This is a genomic window from Solidesulfovibrio carbinoliphilus subsp. oakridgensis (assembly GCF_000177215.2).
In the GTDB taxonomy this organism is placed as follows: Bacteria; Desulfobacterota; Desulfovibrionia; order Desulfovibrionales; family Desulfovibrionaceae; genus Solidesulfovibrio; species Solidesulfovibrio carbinoliphilus.
Window position 1 is genome coordinate 1,206,388 of record NZ_CM001368.1, and the last position, 15,821, is coordinate 1,222,208.

Consider the following 15,821-nt stretch of genomic DNA (forward strand, 5'->3'; position numbering starts at 1 on the left):
ACATGTCGATTCGTTGTCAGGCCGTCACAATGGCCGCGAAGCTTTCAGCCTCAAGGCTTGCGCCACCTACCAGCACTCCATCCACGTTGTCAATCCCTAAAAGTTCGCCCGCATTGCCGGGCTTCACGCTGCCGCCATAGAGGATGCGGATTTTCGCCCCCCCCGGTCGGAACCGTTCGACCAGAAAGGCCCGCACCACGCGGTGGGCCTCGGCCACTTCGGCAGGCCCGGCGGTCAGGCCCGTGCCGATGGCCCAGACCGGCTCGTAGGCAATGGCCAGGGCGTCCGGGCTTACGTCGGCCGGGACATCGGCCAGCCCGGCCGCCAGCTGGCGCGTCAGCACCGCCTCGACCTGCCCGGCCTGCCGCTCCTCTACCTTCTCTCCCACGCACAGGATCATGGACAGGCCGCAGGTCAGCCCGAAGGCCGTCTTGCGCCCGACCAGGACGTCGTCCTCGCCAAGGATGTGCCGGCGCTCGGAGTGGCCGGCCAAGGCGTAGCGGCAACCGGCGTCCAGGAGCATCTCCGGCGCGATCTCGCCGGTGAAGGCCCCCTGCTTCGACGGGTAGAAGTTTTGCCCGCCAAGCGAAAATCCGGGCTGGCCGGCCAGGGCCTTGGCCGTCGCGGCCAGGGCGGTAAAAGGCGGGATCACCAGCACCTCGCGGTCCCGGGGCAGCCGGCCGTCCAGTTTTCCGGCCAGCGCGGAAGCCGTGGCCCCGGCCTCGGCGGCAAGCTTGTACATCTTCCAGTTGGCGGCCATGAGCTTTTTCATGACTGGCACTCCTTGAGGGCTTTGAAAGCCGGCAGTTCCTTGCCTTCGAGAAATTCGAGGGACGCCCCGCCGCCGGTCGAGATGAACGTCATCTTGTCGGCCAGACCGGCCTGGTGCACCACCACGTCCGTGTCGCCACCACCGACAATGCTGACGGCATTATTCCCCGCGATGATGTGGGCCAGGGTGTAGGAGCCCTGGGCAAAGGCCTGGTTTTCGAACGCGCCCATGGGGCCGTTCCAGACGACCGTCTTGGCCGGCTCGATGACCAGGGCGTAAAGTCCCGCCGTCACCGGTCCGATGTCAAGGACGACCGCCTCGTCCGGGATGGCGGCAAAGGGGACCTGCCCGGCCGGGCGCATCTCGGCCAGGGGCTTCCCCGCGTCGTAGGAGATGATGCAGTCGACAGGCAGGTAAAAGCCCACGCCCTTCTCCTTGGCCGCCTTGAGGATGTCCAGCGCCTCCTGGTACAGGTCCGGCTCGACCAGGGACTTGCCCACCCTGTAGCCCTGGGCGGCCAGGAAGGTGTTGGCCATGGCCCCGCCGATGACCATGGCGTCGACCTTGTCGAGCAGATTCTTGAGCACCCCGAGCTTGGAAGAGACCTTGGCTCCGCCCGAGACGGCCACGAACGGCCGGGTCGGGGCCTCGACGGCCTCGCCCAGGAACTTCCATTCCTTCATGAGCAGGAATCCGGCGCAACACTGTTTGGCCACGGCCGGGAAGGCCACCATGGAGGCATGGGGCCGGTGGGCCGTGCCAAAGGCGTCGTTGACGTAGACCTCGGCCATGGACATGACTTCCTTGGCGAAGTCCCTATCTCCCGCCGTTTCGCCAGGATGGAAACGCAGGTTTTCGAGCATGAGGATTTCGCCGGGCCCAAGGGCCGCGGCCATGGCCTTGGTTTCCTCGCCCAGGCAGTCCGGGGCCATCTTGACCTCGCGGCCGATAAGTTCGGACAGGCGCTCGGCCGCCGGAGCCAGGGAAAATTTCGGGTCGGGCGCACCCTTGGCCTTGCCGAGGTGGGAACACAAAACAAGGGCGCAATTTTTCGACAGCGCGTATTGGAGGGTGGGCAGGCTGGCCCGGATGCGCAGGTCGTCGGTGATGTCCGTGCCACGCAGCGGCACGTTGTAGTCCACGCGGATGAGGAGTTTCTTGCCGCTGATATCAATCTCGTCGATACGGATAAGGGCCATACGTGCTCCTTGGCGCTTAGGGGTTTTGCCGTCAGGAAGGGTGGGCAGCGCCCGCCGCGCCCTCGCGGACCATGACCAGGGCGTCCTCCCCGGTGTCGGTATAATACCGTTTGCGCAGGCCCACCGCGATAAATCCGTGACGGGCATAAAGCCGCCTGGCCGGGACATTGCCGGCCCGGACTTCCAAGTACCCCCGGTTCATGCCCATTTCGGCCGCGTGTTGCAAGACGTGGGCGAAAAGCTTTCCCGCCAGCCCCTGGCCCCGCAGGCCCGGATCGGTGGCGATATTGAGGACCTCGAATTCGTCGCCCAAAAAGTGAAAAGTGGCATAGGCCGCAAGCCCTGTCCCGGCCGGGATGCCGTAGGCGGCAAAAGCCGGCCGGGCGAACGCGGCGGCAAAGGCGGCCAAGTCCCAGGGATCGGGGAAGCATTTCGCTTCCAGGACGGCCAGGACGGCGGCGCTTTCGGGACCAAGACGCATGGGTGCTTGCGGGGCCGGGATTTTCATTGCACTGGGTCCATGGCATCTTCGGGGCGCCAAAACTTCAAGGAGACGACGCTTGGCCAAAAAAACCGCCGCCGGCCCGCCGCCGGAACTGGTCGACATCGTGGACGGACAGGACCGCCCGCTCCTGGTCATGCCCCTGGCCGAAGCCCACCGCCAGGGACTTTTCCACCGCTCGGTCAGAGTGCTCGTCTACGACGCCCGCGGCAAGCTCTACCTGCAAAAACGCACGGCCGACACGCGGCGCTATCCCGGCCGCTTCGACCTGTCGGCCACGGGCCATGTCCGGGCCGGGGAATCGCGCCACGAGGCCGCCGCCCGCAAGCTCTACGAGGAACTGGGACTTCGCACGGCGACGCTCACCCTGCTCGACGCCGCCCCGGCCAACGAGGACTGGGGCTTCGAGTTCGTCACCCTCTTCTCGGCCGGCCGCACCAGCGAACCGCTGCGCCCCGCTCCCGGCGAAGTCGCGGGCGGCGTGTTCGTGGACGCGGCCGAACTGGCCGCCCTGACCCGGGACTACCGCGACTGGCTCACCCCGGCCGTGGTCCACTTCTTCGAAAAAAACGCCCTGTTTCCCCGATCGAGATGATGCCTCCGGCGGCCAGGAGAGGCTCTGCCTCTCCTGGACCTCTCCGCCGGGGGGGATCATCCCCCCGGACCCCCTGGAAGGGGTAAGGAAGGCCAGGCCTCTTGCAATAGACGTTCGGCCGGCCGGATATTCTCGGAATGTCACTCGCCGAGCAATTGGAGCATGGCTTGGTGCAGACGGCCGTTGGTGGCCAGGATGCGCCGGGCCCCGAGAATATAGGGGCCGTCGGGCCGGTAGCCCGTGACCGTGCCCCCGGCCTCGGTGATCAGGAGCAGGCCGGCGGCCACGTCCCAGGCGTGCAGCCCGATCTCGTAAAAGGCGTCGAAATGTCCGGCCGCGACGAAACACAGGTCCAGGGCCGCAGAACCCGGCCGGCGGATGCCCTGGGTCTCGGCCAGCATGACGCGCAGGTCGGCCAGGATCTCGTCGAGGTTCTCGCGGATGGCGTAGGGAAAGCCGGTGGCGACCAGGGCATCGACCGGAGCGGCGACCTGCGAGACGGCGAGGCGCTGCCCGTTGCACCAGGCCCCAAGGCCCCGCCCGGCCCAGAAAAACCGGTCCAGAAGCGGCGCGCCCACGCAGCCGAGAAGCGGCTCGGGACCGTCGTACAGGGCCACCGAGGTGCAGGCGAAGGGAAAGCCGTGGGCGAAATTGGTGGTGCCGTCCACCGGATCGATGATCCAGGTCAGGCCCGAAAGCCCGGTTGCCGCAGCCGTCTCCTCGGCCAGAAACACCGCATCCGGCACGATGGCGGCCAGCCGCTCCTTGAGCTCGGCCTCCACGGCCATGTCCGTGGCCGTGACCAGATCGATGCGGCCCTTGCGCCGCACGCCCTGCGGGCTGGCGAAATCGGCCCGCACCCGCTCCCCGGCCGCGGCCACGGCCTCCCGGGTCCGGGCCAAGAGCCCTTCGAGGTCCCTGTCCATCCGCCCTCCCCTGCGTCTGTGGCGGCCGCACCAGCCGTCTTAGTTGATAAAGACGTCCTTGTAGCGCACCCGGTCCTCCATGGACCGGCCCGTGCCGCGGACCACCGTGGTCAGGGGCGCGTCGTCGAGAAGAACCGAAAGATTGGTCTCCTGGCTGATCCGGACATCGAGCCCGGCCAGAAGAGCCCCGCCGCCGGCCAGGAGCAGGCCGTTTTTGGCGATGTCGGCCACCAGCTCGGGTGGCGTCTTTTCGAGAGCTTTCCGAACCGCGCCCACAATGATGTTGACCGGCTCCTTGATGGCCTCCCGGATATGGGCGTCGGTCACGGTCACCATGGTCGGGGTGCCGTCGATGAGCGATTTCCCGGCCACTTCCATGGACCGGGGCTCGGGCAGGGGCATGGCCGAGCCGATCCGGATCTTGATCTCCTCGGCCATGTTCTCGCCGATGAGGACCTGGAATTCGTCCTGCACGAACCGCTGGATGGTTTCATTGAGCTCGTCCCCGGCCACGCGCACGGATTCGGCGTAGGCGATGGCCGAAAGCGAGATGACGGCCACTTCGGTCGTGCCGCCGCCGATGTCGACCACCATGTTGCCGGACGGCTTGTCGATGGGCAGCCCGGCCCCGATGGCCGCGGCCATGGGCTCCTCCACCAGCTTGACGTCGCGGGCGCCGGCCATCTGGGCCGATTCGACCACGGCCCGCTTCTCGACCTGGGTGATGCCGGTCGGCACGCAGATGACGATCTTGGGCTTGGCGAAACGGAAGCCGGCCAGGACCTTGCGGATGAAAAAGGCGATCATGGCCCGCGTCACCTCGAAGTCGGCGATGACGCCGTCCTTCATGGGACGGATGGCCCGGATGCGCTCGGGCGTGCGGCCGAGGAACTCCTTGGCCTCGGCGCCGACCGCGATCAGGTCGCCGCTTCGGGTGTCAATGGCCACCACCGACGGCTCGTTGAGGACGATGCCGTCGCTTGCGGTATAAAGCAGCGTATTGGCCGTGCCCAGGTCCATGGCCAGGTCTTTCCCGAGAAAACGGAAGAAATTGCTGAAGAACATGCCCACGCTCGCATTGGAGTTCGAAATGCCGGGGATGGCGGCCCCACTTCACCACAATTGCGGCATGGTAGATGGGGGGACGGGAAAAGTCTACGCCGAAGGCCGGCCGAGGCGGGTGCGCAGGTGCAGGTTCTCCAGGAAAAGGGCCAGGTTTTCGGCCACCATGCCGGCGAAGGCCTTGAGCTCCTCGGTCACGGGCAGGGGCCGGCGGTCGGCCAGCGTCAGGACGCCCCGGGTCATCCGGGAGAAGCGGATCGGCAGGCAGATGACGCTTTTGAAATCTCCGGCCGCCACGTCCAGGCCGAAAAGCGGCAGGCCCGTGGCGCCGGCCTCGTCCTTTTCGCCGGAATAGACCGGGGTCTGGTTCTTGAACACCCAGCCCACGAGCCCCTGGCCCACGGAAAAACGCTGGGGCACGTTGCGCCCGCCCGGAAACGGGTTCTCGCTGGCCCCTTCGAGGTAGTAGGAACGGCCGGATTCGTCGCGCACGGTCAGGATGCAGTACTGGTAGCCCGTGGCCTGGGACAACAGGCCGAGGAGCCCGGAACGGAAGGCTTCCCACTTGGGCTTGGTCTTGTGCAGGGTGGATATGAGCCGCAGGCACTGGTAGAAACCGTGGTCGACCAGGCTCGTCTCCACCTCGCGGCTGCGGGCCAGGTGGCTGCCGGCCAGCTCCGCGAACTGGGAGAGGATTTTGAGATCCTTGTCACCGAAGGTATAGGTCTTGCGACTGTCGAGGCAAAGCGCCCCGCCGGTCGCGGCCACGGGATAGCCCATGAAAGCCCGGATGCGCTCCTCCTCGCCGCCCCGGTAGTAGCCGAGCACGCCCCGGCGCTGGTCGAAATTGCTGATGAGCAAGGGTTTCCCCTCGCGGATGATCCAGCCGACGAGCCCCATGCCCGGCACGATGGCCGCGTCGCGGTCAAGGGCGTCGCCGAGGCTGAAGGCGGCCACGGCCCGGCAGGTCCCGCCCTCGGGTCCCGGCAGGAACAGCACCGCGGAATAGGCGTCAAAGACGTTGCCGACAATGGCCAGGAGCTGTTCGTAGAAAGTGGTTCCGGTCATGGCGGCCCTAGGCCCGTCCGTAGGGAAGGCGGATCGCGGCACGGCCGCCCCGGCGGGCGGGCGGCGCCACGGCGCGGCGTCCTTTCAAATTGCGGGCGGCTCCCGCCCTGTGGCGCGGCGAGCAGGCGTCGGCCATGTTGTCCTCCCCTGGCCGAGAGATGCCCGGCATTGATTCGCCGGCAATATACGAGGGCCGGCCCCGGCCGTCAAACCGGCCCGCGGCCCCGACAACGCCCGCCCGGAGGAAAGGCTTTATAAAAATCCCCTCTTCGGCTACATGAATCTTTTCCCCGACGGGAAGGCGCCTCCCCCTAGCGGGCCGGCCTTCCTCCGGGGACCAACCGACAGACACACGGGACGGCCATGGCTTTTGACTGGACGCAAGCCTTTTCCAAAGTTCCGGAAGCTCCCTTCCTGCACGGCGAACACCGTCCCCGGGAAGGCGAGATCCTGCGCGTCCAGTCCCTGCCCGACCTCAAGCGCTTCCTCGACTGGGTCCATATCAAGCAGTGCCTGCTCAAGCCCTACTTCGAGCACGCCAACTATCCGGTGGTGGATTTCCGCGAGCTTCTGCCCTCTTTCGAGGCCGATACCTTCGAGTACAAGGAGCTGCCCGGTTTCTCCATGGTGGCCCTGGCCCGGCCGCTCAAGTATTTCCAGGAGATTTTCCAGTACGACATCCTGCACTGTCTGCTCGACTACACCGACGAGACCTATCGGGACCAGTGCCCGCTCGAGTCCTCCATTTTCGGGCAAAACATCCGCACCTTCTGCGCCCGCCTCCCCAAGGGCATCCAGGACCAGTTCCGCCGGGATTTTTCCGAAACGGACGTGACCAGCCTCGAAAACTACGCCGCCCTCCTGCCGACCGTGCTCCAGATGGACCGGGCCCATGTCCTGTCGCTCGACAGCCAAAGCGACTTCTACCTGTCCGGGGTCTACTCTTCCTTTCCGTCCTACCTCGACACGGAACTCAAGCGCTTCGGGCTCAACATCAAGAAATTCGTGGTCGGCGACGACCGACGCTACGAGCGCCACCGGGGATTCGTCTACCAGTTTCTCATGGAGCTCTACGGCTTTCCCATCGTGTCCGAACGCCGGACCTCGTCGGCCCTTTTCGCCCGGCGGCTTTTCCGCATGGGCGAGAAATTCCTGGTCCGGGTCCTCGGCCAGACCGACCGGACCCTCACCACCCTCTACGCCCATCCCGAGGCCAAGTTCTATCCGCGCGTGGAGAAGGTGGCCCTCATCACCGTGGACAAGTCCCAGACCGAGGCCATCAAGGCCCTTGGCGAGGGCGGCTATTTCGTGGACCCCGAGCGCCGGGTGGTCATCACCCGGGTGGTCTATCGCCAGCACAAGTACGACCCCAACAACGTCCGCCAGGACCGGGCCCTGTCCGTGGCCAGCCAGGAAGTCCTCCACCCGATCACGGGCCAGTCCTTCTCGAGGCTCAATCTCATCAAGGACACCTACAGCCTCTTTTTGCGCTTAAACGACATCGTGCGCGGCGAATACAACGGCCGGATCGTCTACAAGCGCAACGAAATCGTGGAAAACACCGACACCCACGAGAAAAAGCTCAAGTTCCTCTACTCCTGGCTGGCCAAGCACCAACGCCGCATCATCGGCTACTCCGACGAATTCTATTCAAACGTCGTCAAGGTCCTTGACAACTATCTATTGAGCGCCGACCACTACGACGATTTCAATGCCCATCGCGAAATCTACCAGGAAGTCTGGAGCAAATACAACTACATTCAGCAGGCCCGAAAAGTAAAGCTCCTGGAAGACCTGCAGGACCGCAACTACAAGGGAGAGAATCTTTCCTACCTGCGGATGCTCTCCCTTTTTACGGAAATCATAAACGATCTCAAATTCGAGATCGTCAACTACTTCGACACGCTCGTGGAGCGCGTCCTGTCGCTTGGCGACATGATCATAAACGACCGATACCTGCTTCGCCACTACATCCGAAAAAAGGACTCGGACCTCTCCGAGTACGGGCTGATGGTGAAACAGACCTACGATCGCCTCGTCGCCCTCTTGGACGAATTCCGGTCCATCCGGCAGGCCAAGAAGGATCAGGGCATCGTCGTGCCTTTGGTTACGGAAAACGAGCGCGGCGCGCTTTAAAAACTGCGGAGCAACACTGTGGAACAGCTCATCCAAACCCCTCTTTCGGACTGGAACAGGCGCCACGGGGCCAAGATGGTTCCGTTCGCCGGCTTCGACATGCCGGTGCAGTACACCTCCATTCTGGCCGAACACGAGCAGACCCGCAAAAAGGCCGCCGTGTTCGACATCTGCCACATGGGGGAGTTCTACCTCTCGGGCCAAGGCGCGGCCAAGGCGCTCTCGACCGCCCTCACCCACGACCTCGACACCCTGGCCCCGGGCAAATGCCGCTATGGCTTTCTGCTCAACGAGGCCGGCGGCGTCATCGACGACCTCATCATCTATTGCCTCGGTCCGGACCACTACATGCTCGTGGTCAACGGCTCGCGCATCGCCATGGACTTCGAGACGATCAAAAGCCGCCTGCCAGCCGGGCTCTCCCTTGTCGACGCCTCGCCCGACACAGCCAAAATCGACTTGCAGGGCCCGCTGGCCTTTGACGTGCTGCGGGACCGGGTGCCGGGCGATTTCTCGGGACTCAAGTACTTCAACTTCGCCTTCACCGAATTTCAAGGCGTAAAGCTCATGGTCAGCCGCACCGGCTACACCGGCGAACTCGGCTACGAGCTCTTCCTGCCGGCGGCGGCGGCCGAGGCCCTGTGGGAGGCCCTTGTGGCCGATCCGCGCGTGGCCCCGGCCGGTCTTGGCGCCCGCGACACCCTGCGCCTGGAGATGGGCTATCCGCTTTACGGCCAGGACCTGGACGAGGAGCATACCCCGGCCGAGGCCGGCTACGGCTGGCTTTTGACCTCCCCGGCCGACTACGTGGGCAAGGGCAAGGCAGCAACCGTGCGCCAGAAGCTCCTCGCCCTGGAAATCCCCGGCCGGCGTAGCGCCCGCCACGGCGACGCCGTCCTCGACAAGGCCGGCAAGACCGTCGGCGTGGTCACCAGCGCCTCCTTCGCCCCGAGCCTCGGCCATGCCGTGGCCCTGGCCTACGTGGACGCCCCGGCCGCCGAGGCCAAGGAATTTCGCGTCCAGGCCGCCCGCACCGAACTGCCCGCCACCAAACGCGCCCTGCCCTTTTACAGGGACGCCACGGCCCGCAAAAACGTGGCCGGGTAGAAAAGAAAAGATGCCTCCGGCGGCCGGGGGGGATCATCCCCCCGGACCCCCTGAAAGGGGAGAGAGAGGAGGCGAATTTTTTGACAGGCCACCAATAGGTTGAATGACTGTGGGACGTCCGGACGCATTTTATCTGCCGCCAGAGGCCTTTGCCGCGCCCTTTGCCCTGACCGGCGGCGAGGCCCATCACTGCGTCCGGGTCCTGCGCAAGCGGCCGGGCGAGGTGGTCCGGGCCTTTGACGGCCTGGGCCGGGAAGGGCTTTTCACCATCATGGATGTAGCCCGGGACCGCGTGGAACTGGAAGTTCTGTCCGTGACCGAAGCGCCGCGGCCCGAATGCCGCCTCCATCTGGCGGCCGGGTTTTCCCGCTCGGCCAGACGCGACTTTTTCCTGGAAAAATCCGTGGAACTCGGCGCGGCCGGCATCGTCTTCTGGCAGGCCGAACACAGCCAGGGCCGGATGCCGGCCGTTCCCAAGGAGGCCTGGACCGCAACGCTCGTGGCCGCGGCCAAGCAGTGCGGCGCGGCCCGGCTGCCGGCCCTCTCGGTTGTGCCCGGCGGTGCGGCCGGCCTGGCCGCCCTGGGGAGCGGATTCGACCGCCGCTACCTCCTGTGGGAAGCCCCGGGCCTGTCCCGGCGGCTGGCCCTGGCCGACGTGGCCGTCCCGGGCAACGCGCTTTTTGTCCTCGGTCCGGAAGGCGGACTCACGGACGCCGAGGCCGAAACCTGCGTCAGCGCCGGCTTTGCCGCCCTAAGCCTCGGGGACCGGGTCCTGCGCTGGGAGACGGCGGGCCTGGCCGTCCTGGCCCTGGCCCTGGCCGCCGGAGGCGGATCCGCCCTCTGCCCCACCTGACGCCCGTCCCCTCCCGACGCCACGGTTCCCGGCCCGGGATTGACCGCGCCTTCCGGCCGTGGCGCCGGCTTCCATGACGTTCCCGTCCGGGCGGCCGGAATCGCCGCCAGCCTGCCTCTCCGGGCATCCCCCTGCCGGCCAACGGCCGGATTGCCGCTTTCTAAAAATCCGCGAAACCGTTATAGGCGTCTTGCCGCGCCCCACTCGCGCGGAAAACCGCCGCGATGCCGCAGCACGGCTCCACGAGGAACGCATGGACGAGGATAAACGCCGGCGCAGCCGGGTGTGCGCCCAGTTTGACGCCTATGTCTACATCGACGGGGAAAAAATCCCGGTCAGCACCCAAAACATCAGCATGAAGGGCGCGCTGTTCTGCCCGGAGCCCCGCCTGGCCGCAGGCAGGGAGTGCACGGTCGTCTTCAGCCTGGCCAAGGACATCAAGGTCCGCCTCAAGGGCACCATCGTGCGTTCCAGCCATGACGGCATGGCCATCGATTTCGAAAGCATGGACGAAAGCGCCTTTTTCCACCTGCGCAACATGGTCCGGTATTCCGCCGAGGATGCCGACAAGATCGACCAGGAACTGCAGATCCCGGCCTTTGAACCGCTCCGGGAGGGAGAGCACGATTGAGCTTTTTCATGATCTTCGGCCGTCGTTTCCAGCTGGCCGTCCTGGCCGTCCTGGCTTCCTGGACGGCCTTGTGTCTTCCCTGTCCGGCCCCGGCCGGCGGGCTTGAGCAGGCCAAGGCGGGCCTTGAGGCCCTGGCCGACGAGAACTACGCCAAGGCCGTCACCCATCTGACCGAGGCCATCGATTCCAACGAACTGCCCGAAGAGCAGGCCTATCTCTTTTTTGCGGCCCGGGGCAGCGCCAAGGCGGCCGAGGGCGACTTGCCCGCCGCCATCGCCGACTACACCACCGCCCTGGCCAAAAATCCCCACTACGCGCCGGCCGCCTACAACCGCGGCAATTGCCAGTTTGGCCTGCACCACTACGACCAGGCCATCGGCGACTATTCGCTCGTCCTCGAAATCAACGTCACCGACGCCAAGGCCTTGAACAACCGGGGCGCGGCCTGGTTCAAGAAGGGAAACCTGCAAAGCGCCCTGGCCAACTACGCCATGGGCATCGCCCTCGACGCCGAAGATCCGGACCTCTTCCTCAACCGGGGCAAGGTCTACGAAGCCCTCGGCGACGCGGAAAAAGCCCGGGAAGACTTCCTGCAAGTCAAAAAACTCGACCCCTCGGCCAAAACGCCCCTCGACTGACGCTTATCTGGGCCGATCCCGCCTTCCCGCAGCCGGCCTGTCCGCAAGGACAGGCCGGCCGGGAACATCGTTCGCCCTTCGCCACCTTCCCAGGCCGGGTTTCATCCCCCGCCGTCCGGAACCCTTTTCCGGGACGGATTTTCACGAAAGGTTGACGCGGACCCGACTCCATGCTTTTGTGACAGTGTGGATAAACACTCACTCGCGAGGTGCACCATGGGTATTGGCAACAAACTTCTTTTGATTGGCGCGCTGACCCTCCTTTGCTGCGCTCCCCTGGCCGTTTCGGCCGGGACCCTTGGCGGGGACGGCCAACTTCTTCTGGCCCAGGGGCCGGGCATGATGCAGGGCCAACCGCCCCAGGGTCAGCAAGGCATGCAGCGCCAGCCCCAGGGCCAGCAAGGCATGCAGCCCGCGCAACCCGGCGGCCAGGGCGGCAACGATCCCTGCATGCAGAGCTACCAGCGTTGCGTCATGATGTGCGCCGGCGTGGGCAACTGCGTCAACAACTGCAACCTCGGCTACGCCGCCTGCCAGGGCAACAACAAGCAGCCCCAGGGCGGCGGTCCGCGCCCCGGCGGCAGCTAGGCCGGGGAATCGAGAGGGCAAAGCCTCGGCGGCCGGGGGGGATCATCCCCCCCGGACCCCCTGGACGGGGGAAAGGCCGGGCCAGACGTTGAGCGCCACACGTAAAAGGAAAACGCAAAGGGCCGCTTGCGCGGCCCTTTGGTCGTTATGGGCGGGAGGTTCTAGTCCACCCGGTAGTGGCAGCCGAGCGACCTTCTGTTCTGCATGGCCGCGATGGTGATGGTGTAGGCGGCCTGGCAGCCGTGGAAGAGATCCACGATGGCCTTGGAGATGGGCGTTTCGCGGTAGAAGTCGTGGATGTGCTTGTTGAGTTCCCGCAGGTCCTCGAAGGCCCTTTTGAGCCGCGAGCTCGACCGGTTGATGCCCACGTAGTTCCACATGGTGTTGCGGATGGTGGCCCAGTCCTGGGCAATGAGGGCCGGGTCCTCGTTGCGGTTGGACCCCGGGCTCACCCAGTCCGGGATGCTGTCCACCAGCCTGCGGCCAAGCGCCGCCTTGTGCCCGGCCCGCTTGCCGATGTCATGGCCCACGCTGTAGCCCCACAAGAGACATTCCAGCAGCGAGGTGCTGGCCAGCCGGTTGGCCCCGTGCAGGCCCGTGCAGGCGCATTCGCCCGCGGCATAGAGCCGCTCCAGGGTGGTGCGGCCGGCGTTGTCGGTCAGGACGCCGCCGCAGAAGTAGTGGGCCGCCGGCACCACCGGAATGGGCTGCCTGGTGATGTCGATGCCAAGCTGGAGGCAGCCCTTGTGGACGGTCGGGAAGTGCTGCTCCAGGTTTTTCACGTAATTGGCCACGTCCAGGTAGACGCAGTCCTGGTCGGTCTTGAGCATCTCGGCCAGGATGGCCCGGGTGACGATGTCGCGCGGGGCCAGATCGGCCCGGGGGTCGTAGCGCTGCATGAAGGGCTCGCCCGAGGCGTTCACCAGCCTGGCCCCTTCACCGCGAAGGGCTTCGGTGACAAGGAGCCGCCGCTCGGCCCGGTGAAAGAGCGTGGTCGGGTGAAACTGCACGTATTCCACGTTCATGACCTTGGCAAAGGCCCGGGAGGCCATGGCCAGGGCCGAACCGATGGAGGAGCGGGTGTTGGAGGTGTGGAGAAAAAGCCGGCCGCACCCGCCCGTGGCCAGGACCGTGAAATCGGCCAGGATCGTCTCCACCTGGCCCGAGACCTCGTTTAAGACATACGCGCCCAGACACTGGTTTAGAAGCTGGTACTTGAATTCCAGGAGCGTGGCGTGGTGGTGCGAGGTAAGGAGGTCCACGGCCGTGCGCCGGGCCAGGACCCGGATGGCCGGGTTGGCCTTCACCGCGGCCATGAGCCCTTCCATGATGCCGCGTCCGGTCCGGTCGGCCATGTGGAGGATGCGGGCCACGCTGTGGCCGCCCTCCTTGCCCATGTGGTACTCCTGGCTGTCGGCCTTGTGGTCGAAGGGCAGGTGCAGGCGATCGATCAAGAGCTCCTGGACCACCTGCGGGCCACGCTTGGCCAGGTACTTGACGGCCCGGGGCGAATTGTAGCGCCAGCCGCAGGTCAGGATGTCGCGTTCGAGGAGCTGCGGCGAATCGTCGGCCCCCCGAAAGACGATGCCGCCCTGGGCCAGGGCGCTGTTGCCGTCGTCGAGATCCTCGCCCGACGTCAGGACGATCACCTCGAGCCCGGCATCGGCCAGGGTCAGGGCGGCGGTCAGTCCAGCCACGCCCGAGCCCACGACCAGGGCATTGGCATGCATGCGGTAAACCATGGGATTCTCCCGGTTAGGCCCGGTCCGGATGATCAGGCCGACACTTCCAGCATCCGCGTGACGGCCGCCGTGGCCGGGGCGCGCACCGCCTCCGGCACGGTCACCGGCTCGGCCGTATCCAGGCCGACGAGCGTGGCCAGCAAATTTTCCTCGGTCCCCTTGCCCATGTTCGAGCAGGCGGAAAGGCACAGCGGCCGGACGGTCTTCTCGCCCCGGTACTTGTTGGCCAGACGCCGGACGAGGTTGATCTCCGTGCCGATCACGATGTCCGCCCCGGCCGGGGCCTCGGCCACGTACTTGATGATAAACGAGGTGGAGCCGGCCGCGTCGGCGGCCTTGACCGTCTCCGGCGAACACTCGGGGTGGACCACCACCTTGGCGGCCGGATTTTTTTGCCGCACGGCCTCGATGTCCCGGGCCTTGAAGCGTGCGTGGATGACGCACTGGCCGGGCCACAGGAGCACCTCGGCCGCCATGGCGGCCGAGAAGTCGATCCGGGCCCCGTTGCTCCGGACGTCCAGGATGTGCCGCCGCTCCGGCGACACGCCGAGGGCGTCGCAGGTGTTTTGCCCAAGCATCTTGTCCGGCAGGAAAAGCACGCCCCGCCCCTGGTCCAGTGCCCACCGGAGCATCTTCCCGGCATTGGCCGAGGTGCACACCGCCCCGCCCCGGGCCCCGACCACGGCCTTCACCGCGGCCGAAGAGTTGACGTAGGTCAGCGGCAAAACGTGTTTGCCCGCCGCCTCGAGCCGGGCCAGGACCGTCTCGACCAGGGCTGCCGGAGCCATCTCGGACATGACGCAGGCCGCGTCCCGGGCCGGGATGTGGATGCGCTGGCCGGGCTTGGCCAGCATGGCCGCCGTCTCGGCCATGAAAAAGACGCCGCAAAAGACGATGTCCCGGGCGGCCAGCGACGAAATCTTGCGGGAGAGCTCCAGGGAATCGCCCAGGATGTCGGCGTGGGCCACCACGTCGTCGTGCTGGTAGTGGTGGGCCAGGATGGCCAGGTCGCTGCCGCGCTGGCGGCGGATATCCGTGATTTTTTCCGCAAGGAAGGTGTTCATGATGAGGCCGTCTCCTGAAGCAGCATGCTGAAGTCCGCGCTCTTGGCGGAATGGGTGATCCGCCCGACCGACACGAAATCCGGGCCAAGGGCCCCGATGCCGGCCAGGGCGGCCACGTCCACCCCGCCGCTGACCTCGGTCTCGATGCCGGCCGGCACCATGGAGAGGGCCGCCCGCATGGTGTCGTGATCCATGTTGTCGAGCATGATCCGTCGGGGCTTCTCGGCCACGGCTTGCCCCACCTCGGCCAGGGTTCGGCATTCGATCTCCACGGGCGGCATCGAATCCATACGATTTTGGTAGGCTTTGCGCAAGGCGGCCATGGCTTGGGGGATGCCGCCGGCCCGGTCGATATGGTTGTCCTTGAACATCAGCATCTCGGAGAGGTCCTTGCGGTGGTTGACGCCGCCGCCGACCACGACCGCGTATTTTTCCGGATAGCGCAGCCCTGGCAAGGTCTTTCGGGTGTCGAGGAGCCGGGTCCGGGTCCCGGCCAGGGCGGCCACGGCCCGGGCCACAGCGTTGGCGATGCCGGAGAGGTGGCACAGGAAGTTGAGCATGACCCGCTCGGCCTTGAGCATGGTGATGGCCGGGCCCTCCATGGCCGCGACCACGGTCCGGTCGGGCACGCGGTCGCCGTCGGCGGCCAGGAAGGAGAGGGTGCAGCGTTCGGCCTCGCCCAGGCGCGAAACGACCAGGGGCAGGATGGGCAACCCGGCGACGAGGGTGTCCTCCTTGGCCACGATGCGCGCGGCCAGCCGGTCGCCCGGGGAAAACACCGCCATGGAGGTCAGGTCGTCGCCATCCTCCTCCAGGGCCAGGTCGATGGCCCGCACCAGGAACTGCCGGGCCGGGCCCGTGAAATAGGCTTCGAAACGGGGGTCGGTCATGGACTCACCGCATCCGTTGGTCAGGGCCGGGGCCCGACGCATGGCGCG

Annotated in this window: 16 protein-coding genes; 7 read left to right on the forward strand and 9 right to left on the reverse strand. The window is 66.2% G+C overall.

Translation table 11 applies throughout. The annotated features are described in order from the left end of the window. Positions 1-16: 16 nt before the first annotated feature. Genes tpiA through rimI form a run of 3 tightly spaced genes read right to left on the reverse strand, consistent with a single transcriptional unit; the run spans position 17 to position 2,452 of the window. Entirely contained in the window at positions 17-772 is a 756-nt protein-coding gene (gene tpiA, locus DFW101_RS05375) for a triose-phosphate isomerase (protein WP_009180501.1), read from the reverse strand. Then, the gene (locus DFW101_RS05380) at positions 769-1,971 is read right to left on the reverse strand and encodes a phosphoglycerate kinase (RefSeq protein WP_009180502.1); all 1,203 of its coding nucleotides are present in this window, start codon (positions 1,969-1,971) and stop codon (positions 769-771) included. The genes tpiA and DFW101_RS05380 overlap by 4 nt, the downstream gene beginning before the upstream one ends. Positions 1,972-2,002: 31 nt before the next feature. Next, a complete protein-coding gene (rimI, locus tag DFW101_RS05385; protein ID WP_232286157.1) occupies positions 2,003-2,452 on the reverse strand; it encodes a ribosomal protein S18-alanine N-acetyltransferase in 450 nt (149 codons plus the stop codon). A 79-nt stretch (positions 2,453-2,531) separates the two neighbouring features. Between rimI and DFW101_RS05390 the strand changes: the two genes are divergently transcribed. Then, a complete protein-coding gene (locus DFW101_RS05390) occupies positions 2,532-3,068 on the forward strand; it encodes an NUDIX hydrolase (protein ID WP_009180504.1) in 537 nt (178 codons plus the stop codon). 140 nt (positions 3,069-3,208) lie between these two features. Here DFW101_RS05390 and DFW101_RS05395 read toward each other — a convergent pair whose 3' ends face one another. The 3 genes from DFW101_RS05395 to DFW101_RS05405 form a co-directional block, all read right to left on the reverse strand. Next, on the reverse strand, positions 3,209-3,994 hold the full coding sequence (locus DFW101_RS05395; RefSeq protein WP_009180505.1) for an inositol monophosphatase family protein: 786 nt from the start codon (positions 3,992-3,994) through the stop codon (positions 3,209-3,211). 39 nt (positions 3,995-4,033) lie between these two features. Beyond that, entirely contained in the window at positions 4,034-5,059 is a 1,026-nt protein-coding gene (gene mreB / locus DFW101_RS05400; protein ID WP_009180506.1) for a rod shape-determining protein, read from the reverse strand. 90 nt (positions 5,060-5,149) lie between these two features. Continuing rightward, the gene (locus DFW101_RS05405) at positions 5,150-6,124 is read right to left on the reverse strand and encodes a GAF domain-containing protein (RefSeq protein WP_009180507.1); all 975 of its coding nucleotides are present in this window, start codon (positions 6,122-6,124) and stop codon (positions 5,150-5,152) included. 363 nt (positions 6,125-6,487) lie between these two features. Here DFW101_RS05405 and DFW101_RS05410 point away from each other — a divergent pair, with 363 nt between their 5' ends. From DFW101_RS05410 to DFW101_RS05435, 6 genes are all read left to right on the forward strand, one after another. Next, positions 6,488-8,260, forward strand: a complete 1,773-nt coding sequence (locus DFW101_RS05410; RefSeq protein ID WP_009180509.1) for a hypothetical protein — start codon at positions 6,488-6,490, stop codon at positions 8,258-8,260. Positions 8,261-8,278: 18 nt separating this feature from the next. Further along, positions 8,279-9,367, forward strand: a complete 1,089-nt coding sequence (gene gcvT, locus DFW101_RS05415; RefSeq protein WP_009180510.1) for a glycine cleavage system aminomethyltransferase GcvT — start codon at positions 8,279-8,281, stop codon at positions 9,365-9,367. Between the two features lie 103 nt (positions 9,368-9,470). Continuing rightward, positions 9,471-10,220, forward strand: coding sequence for a 16S rRNA (uracil(1498)-N(3))-methyltransferase (locus DFW101_RS05420; RefSeq protein WP_009180511.1), 750 nt, complete (start codon positions 9,471-9,473; stop codon positions 10,218-10,220). A gap of 253 nt (positions 10,221-10,473) precedes the next feature. Then, entirely contained in the window at positions 10,474-10,851 is a 378-nt protein-coding gene (locus DFW101_RS05425; protein WP_009180512.1) for a PilZ domain-containing protein, read from the forward strand. Next, positions 10,848-11,489, forward strand: a complete 642-nt coding sequence (locus tag DFW101_RS05430) for a tetratricopeptide repeat protein (RefSeq protein WP_198285079.1) — start codon at positions 10,848-10,850, stop codon at positions 11,487-11,489. The genes DFW101_RS05425 and DFW101_RS05430 overlap by 4 nt, the downstream gene beginning before the upstream one ends. A 216-nt stretch (positions 11,490-11,705) precedes the next feature. Continuing rightward, on the forward strand, positions 11,706-12,077 hold the full coding sequence (locus tag DFW101_RS05435; protein ID WP_009180514.1) for a hypothetical protein: 372 nt from the start codon (positions 11,706-11,708) through the stop codon (positions 12,075-12,077). 161 nt (positions 12,078-12,238) lie between these two features. Here DFW101_RS05435 and nadB read toward each other — a convergent pair whose 3' ends face one another. Genes nadB through nadC form a run of 3 tightly spaced genes read right to left on the reverse strand, consistent with a single transcriptional unit; the run spans position 12,239 to position 15,773 of the window. After that, entirely contained in the window at positions 12,239-13,819 is a 1,581-nt protein-coding gene (gene nadB / locus DFW101_RS05440; RefSeq protein ID WP_009180515.1) for an L-aspartate oxidase, read from the reverse strand. A 32-nt stretch (positions 13,820-13,851) separates the two neighbouring features. After that, entirely contained in the window at positions 13,852-14,883 is a 1,032-nt protein-coding gene (gene nadA, locus DFW101_RS05445; protein ID WP_009180516.1) for a quinolinate synthase NadA, read from the reverse strand. Continuing rightward, positions 14,880-15,773: a carboxylating nicotinate-nucleotide diphosphorylase gene (gene nadC, locus DFW101_RS05450; RefSeq protein ID WP_043643201.1), complete on the reverse strand. Its 894-nt coding sequence runs from the start codon at positions 15,771-15,773 to the stop codon at positions 14,880-14,882. The genes nadA and nadC overlap by 4 nt, the downstream gene beginning before the upstream one ends. Positions 15,774-15,821 lie beyond the last annotated feature (48 nt).